This is a genomic window from Pseudomonas sp. FW305-70 (assembly GCF_058783925.1).
Window position 1 is genome coordinate 1 of sequence record NZ_JBYSYZ010000083.1, and the last position, 4,429, is coordinate 4,429.

Genomic DNA, 4,429 nt, shown 5'->3' on the forward strand with positions numbered 1-4,429 from the left:
ATGTGAGAGTAGGTCATCGTCAAGATTAAATTCCGAAACCCCAATTGCGAAAGCAGTTGGGGTTTTGTTTTTGTCCGTAGGAAATTCAAACTGCTGCCCAAACCGCTCCAGTGTGTGCTCCAGCGCTTGCAGCGACACACAGATAAAGCCCAACCGTTTCAGGCTGGGCTTTCTTGTGCCTTCATTTCTGTCGATCGACGAAGGCCGTTCACTGATCCTTTTCGCAATTGACCATCCACGACACACCAAAACGGTCGACGAGCATGCCGAAGCGCGCTGCCCAGAACGTGGCCTCCAGTGGCATCTGCACACTGCCACCGTCCGCCAGTGCATTGAACACCCGCTCGGCCTCGGCAATGCTGTCGACGTTGAGTGAAATCGAGCAGGCACTCATTTTATCGACGGGGCGATCCGGTGTGGTGTCCGACCCCATGATCGCCTGATCGCCCACGATCAGGCGGGTATGGATGATCAGGTTGTGCAGACCCTTGGGGAAATGCTCACCCGCAGGAGTTTCACCAAAGGTCAACATGGCTTCGATCTGGCCTTGCAGGCACTTTGCGTAGAACGTGAAGGCGTCTTTGCAGTCGCCGTTGAAGATAAGGTAGGGATTGATTTTCATGGTCGGCTCCAGGTGCTCGAGTGCATACATCGGTTTGGACGCCGGTTTTTTCGGCGAATTCCGATTGTGTCGAGCCGACAAGCAAAGCGCTAAATCTTTGTCGGAGCTTGTGTTTCTTTAGATGTTTTTTCCATAGGACGCGCGAGGCTTATCGCCTCCGGCACACGCCGCGGCGCAAGCACTCGTTCGATGGCGCCGCTGACCATGCTTTCCAGCAGCTCCTCACGTTCCTGCTCGTCCAGCACATGGGGTGTGAGCCAGCTGGGGGCACTGTTGAGCAGCGCACCAATGGCATGCCCGGCGGCCAGCAGGCCTTGCTCGCTGAAGCGGGACTTCGCGCCCAGCATCTTCAGCAACGTGCGTTCGTATTGCTCGCGCAATTGTTGAACCCGAGCCTGTTGCTCTTCGTTCAGGCAACCGCTGTCGCGCTCCACCAGGCGGAAATGCCAAGGCATCTCCCGGTGCAGATTCAGATGGGCACGGATCAGGCTGTTGAGTTTGTCGCGTTTGCCGGGCGCTTTTTGCTGGATGCGTCCCAGAGTGGCCAGCAGCTCCTCGTAGAACTCCTCGATCAGGTCCAGCAGCAGATGCTGTTTGCTGGGGTAATGGTGATACAGCGAGCCTGGGGAGAGCCCCAGGCACGTCGCGAGCTCACGCATGCCGACCTGGCCGAACCCCTTGCAGGCAAACAGCTCCAGGACCTTGTCCCGGTACTCGGCAAAGCGCGAGCAACGCTCAGGCATAGGCATGGAAGCCGCGCCCCGTCTTGCGCCCCAGGTAACCGGCAGCGACCATTTCCTTGAGCAATGGCGCCGGGCGATATTTGCTGTCGTTGAATCCTTCATAGAAGGCTTCGAGGATCGACAACAGGGTATCCAGGCCAATCAGGTCCGCCAGGGCCAACGGGCCGATAGGCTGGTTGCAGCCCAGGCGCATGCCGGCGTCGATGTCTTCGGCGCTGGCCAGGCCTTCCTGGAACACCAGGATCGCCTCGTTGATCATCGGCACCAGGATCCGGTTGACCACGAAGCCCGGACGGTTGCCGGCGGTGATCGCGGTTTTGCCGAGGGTGGTCGCCATGTCCAGCGCCAGTTGGTGGGTCGCGTCACTGGTTTGCAGGCCGCGGATGACTTCGATCAGGCCCATTACTGGCACCGGGTTGAAGAAATGCAGGCCGATGAAGCGCTCTGGCTGGCTGACACTGGCGGCCAGTTGGGTGATCGACAGCGACGAGGTATTGGAGGCAATGACGCATTCGCTGCTGACTTGCGCGGCGATCTGTTGCAGCACACGCAGTTTCAGGTCGAGATTTTCAGTGGCCGCTTCGATGACCAGTTGCGCGTCACGCAGGACGCAGTAATCGGTGCTGGTGCGGATTTTGTTAAGGGTGGCCTGTTTCTGCTCTGGCGTCAGGGTTTGCTTGGCGATCTGCCTGTCCAGGTTTTTACCGACCGTCGCGACGGCTTTTTGCAATGCGCTTTCAGAGATGTCGAGCAAGGTCACGTTGAAACCGGCCATGGCACAGACTTGTGCGATGCCGTTGCCCATGGTGCCTGCGCCGATTACACCAATGTTTTGCAGATTCATTTTCCGTCCTTCGATCAAACCCTGCGATACCTTGGCCGCGATTGCGGTCGAAGGCGTACTATTGCCGCGAGTCTAGAGCCGGCAGGGCGGTTGTCCTATGCCAAAACTGTTCAACGGCACTGATGTTTTTTGCCATTCGGGTGATGAGAGAGAAGCGAACCAATGCGGGAAAAGGACTCGGTTGCCGCCTATTTCGTGCAGGCAATGATCCATGGGCTGAGGGACGATCCGCAGCGCGTGACGGCCGTGCTCGAACAGGCGGGTATTGATCCGGCGGTCATGCAACAACCCACGGCGCGGGTGCCGGCCAATGCGTTTGCGGCGTTGTGGCTGATTCAGATCCGCGAGCTCGACGACGAGTTTTTCGGGCTCGATTCCCATGGCATGCCGCCGGGCAGTTTCGCCCTGATTTGCCGCGCCCTGATTCAGGAGCCCGATCTGCACAAGGCCATGCGTCAGTGCCTGGCCAACTTCGGGCTGTTCCTGCGCGACTTTCGTGGCTCGCTGGCCGTGCGGGGCAAGCGTGCGGTCATCAGCCTGCAAACCCGTTCGGAGGACAACGATGCCAGCCGGTTTGGTGAAGAAACCTTCCTGGTGTTGATGATCAGTCTGCTGTGCTGGCTGGGCGGGCGGCGCATTCCCATTGACCGTGCGGACTTCCGCCATTCGCGCCTGTCGCTGAGTGACGACCGCCTGCTTTGGGGGCCCAACCTAACCTTCGGTGCCGAGCGCACTGAAATCGAATTTGCCAGCCACTACTTGCGCCTGCCTGTGGTCCAGGACCTGGCATCGCTGAAAGTGTTTCTGCGCACCGCGCCGCAATGGCTGGTGATCCGCTTTCGTAACCAGCATGGCTTGGCATCGCAGGTTCATCAGCGTTTGCGCGGCAGTCACTACAGTGAATGGCCGACGTTGCAGGCCTTTGCCCTGGAACAGCACCTGAGCCCCAGCACCTTCCGCCGCAAGCTGGAGCGCGAAGGCTGTTCCTATCAGGAGATCAAGGACGAAGTACGGCGCGGCGTGGCCTTTGAGCAATTGCGTCAGAGCGACGCGAGCATCAGCGACATCGCCGAGCAACTGGGCTTCCAGGAGCCCAGCGCCTTCCATCGGGCGTTCAAGAAGTGGACCGGGGAAAGCCCTGGGCGCTATCGGGCCCGTTATCAGGGGGACTGTGGGAGCGAGCCTGCTCGCGAAAGCGATAGGTCATTCAACAGGGATGTCGTCTGACACTCCGCCTTCGCGAGTAGGCTCGCTCCCACAGGGATCGGTCATGGCATTTCCGGCAGTTCCTGCGGACGCAGGTCGAAGACCAATACTTCAGCGTCCACGCCGTTGCTCAAGGTCAGTGCCTGTTCATCACGAACCCGCACACCGTCGCCTTCCTGCAACAACACGCCGTTGAGTTCGACGCTGCCCCGGGCCACGTGCACGTAGGCATAACGGTTGGCGGCCAGTTCCAGGGCGGCGCTTTCCTGGCCGTCGATCAGGCCGGCATACACCCGTGCATCCTGACGCACCTTCAGCGAACCCTTGGCGCCGTCCGGCGAGATGATCAGCTGCAGGCGCCCGCGTTTTTTCCGGGTGCTGAAGTGCTCCTGCTGATAGCGCGGTTTGGCGCCGCTGACGTCGGGCACGATCCAGATCTGCAGAAAGTGCACCGGCCGTGTGCTGGAGTGGTTGAACTCACTGTGGGCCACGCCGCTGCCAGCGCTCATCAGTTGCACATCGCCGGGGCGGATCACCGACCCGGTGCCCAGGGTGTCCTTGTGTTCCAGGGCACCCTCAAGCACATAGGAGAAGATCTCCATGTCGCGGTGCGGGTGCTGGCCGAAGCCTTTGCCGGCGGCGACGCGGTCGTCGTTGATCACCAACAGGTCGGAAAAACCCTGCTCTTTCGGATTGCGGTAGTTGGCAAAGGAAAAGGTGTGGAATGACTTCAGCCAGCCGTGATTGGCCAGACCACGATCCGAGGCTTTGCGAAGAGTCAGCATGATGAAATCTCCTGTGGGGACGTGAATTCGTCCGAGTGAGGAGAAGGTTAATATTTACCATTTGATTCAATAAGTAGGTGTAAATTGAAATACTGTCTCGTTATGGTTGACAGTTTATGAGCACAAACCAGCTATTCTGTTCCGATATTTGGCCCTGATGAATGGCATGTCTTTTGTGGGAGCGGGCTTGCTCGCGAATGCGGTGGGTCAATCAACATCCATGCTGACT

The 4,429-nt window shown here is 59.0% G+C and carries 5 protein-coding genes; 1 reads left to right on the forward strand and 4 read right to left on the reverse strand.

Annotation, left to right across the window (positions count from 1 at the left end; translation table 11 throughout):
• Positions 1-208 precede the first annotated feature (208 nt).
• The 3 genes from AC3WN7_RS28500 to AC3WN7_RS28510 form a co-directional block, all read right to left on the reverse strand.
• Positions 209-622, reverse strand: coding sequence for a VOC family protein (locus AC3WN7_RS28500; protein ID WP_102675843.1), 414 nt, complete (start codon positions 620-622; stop codon positions 209-211).
• Between the two features lie 89 nt (positions 623-711).
• Complete coding sequence (locus tag AC3WN7_RS28505; RefSeq protein ID WP_095968242.1) at positions 712-1,371, reverse strand: TetR/AcrR family transcriptional regulator; 660 nt, start codon at positions 1,369-1,371, stop codon at positions 712-714.
• The gene (locus AC3WN7_RS28510) at positions 1,358-2,209 is read right to left on the reverse strand and encodes a 3-hydroxybutyryl-CoA dehydrogenase (RefSeq protein WP_102675842.1); all 852 of its coding nucleotides are present in this window, start codon (positions 2,207-2,209) and stop codon (positions 1,358-1,360) included. The genes AC3WN7_RS28505 and AC3WN7_RS28510 overlap by 14 nt, the downstream gene beginning before the upstream one ends.
• A gap of 162 nt (positions 2,210-2,371) precedes the next feature.
• Between AC3WN7_RS28510 and AC3WN7_RS28515 the strand changes: the two genes are divergently transcribed.
• The gene (locus AC3WN7_RS28515) at positions 2,372-3,436 is read left to right on the forward strand and encodes an AraC family transcriptional regulator (protein ID WP_095968240.1); all 1,065 of its coding nucleotides are present in this window, start codon (positions 2,372-2,374) and stop codon (positions 3,434-3,436) included.
• A 41-nt stretch (positions 3,437-3,477) separates the two neighbouring features.
• On the opposite strand, the gene AC3WN7_RS28520 is transcribed toward AC3WN7_RS28515, so the two are convergent.
• Positions 3,478-4,200, reverse strand: a complete 723-nt coding sequence (locus AC3WN7_RS28520; protein ID WP_095968239.1) for a pirin family protein — start codon at positions 4,198-4,200, stop codon at positions 3,478-3,480.
• Positions 4,201-4,429: the final 229 nt, after the last annotated feature.

Excerpts from the sequence above, each read along its gene's own strand:
- AC3WN7_RS28500 (WP_102675843.1), bottom strand. The coding sequence starts at position 622 with ATGAAAATCAATCCCTACCTTATCTTCAACGGCGACTGCAAAGACGCC.
- AC3WN7_RS28505 (WP_095968242.1), bottom strand. The coding sequence starts at position 1,371 with ATGCCTATGCCTGAGCGTTGCTCGCGCTTTGCCGAGTACCGGGACAAG.
- AC3WN7_RS28510 (WP_102675842.1), bottom strand. The coding sequence starts at position 2,209 with ATGAATCTGCAAAACATTGGTGTAATCGGCGCAGGCACCATGGGCAAC.
- AC3WN7_RS28515 (WP_095968240.1), top strand. The coding sequence starts at position 2,372 with ATGCGGGAAAAGGACTCGGTTGCCGCCTATTTCGTGCAGGCAATGATC.
- AC3WN7_RS28520 (WP_095968239.1), bottom strand. The coding sequence starts at position 4,200 with ATGCTGACTCTTCGCAAAGCCTCGGATCGTGGTCTGGCCAATCACGGC.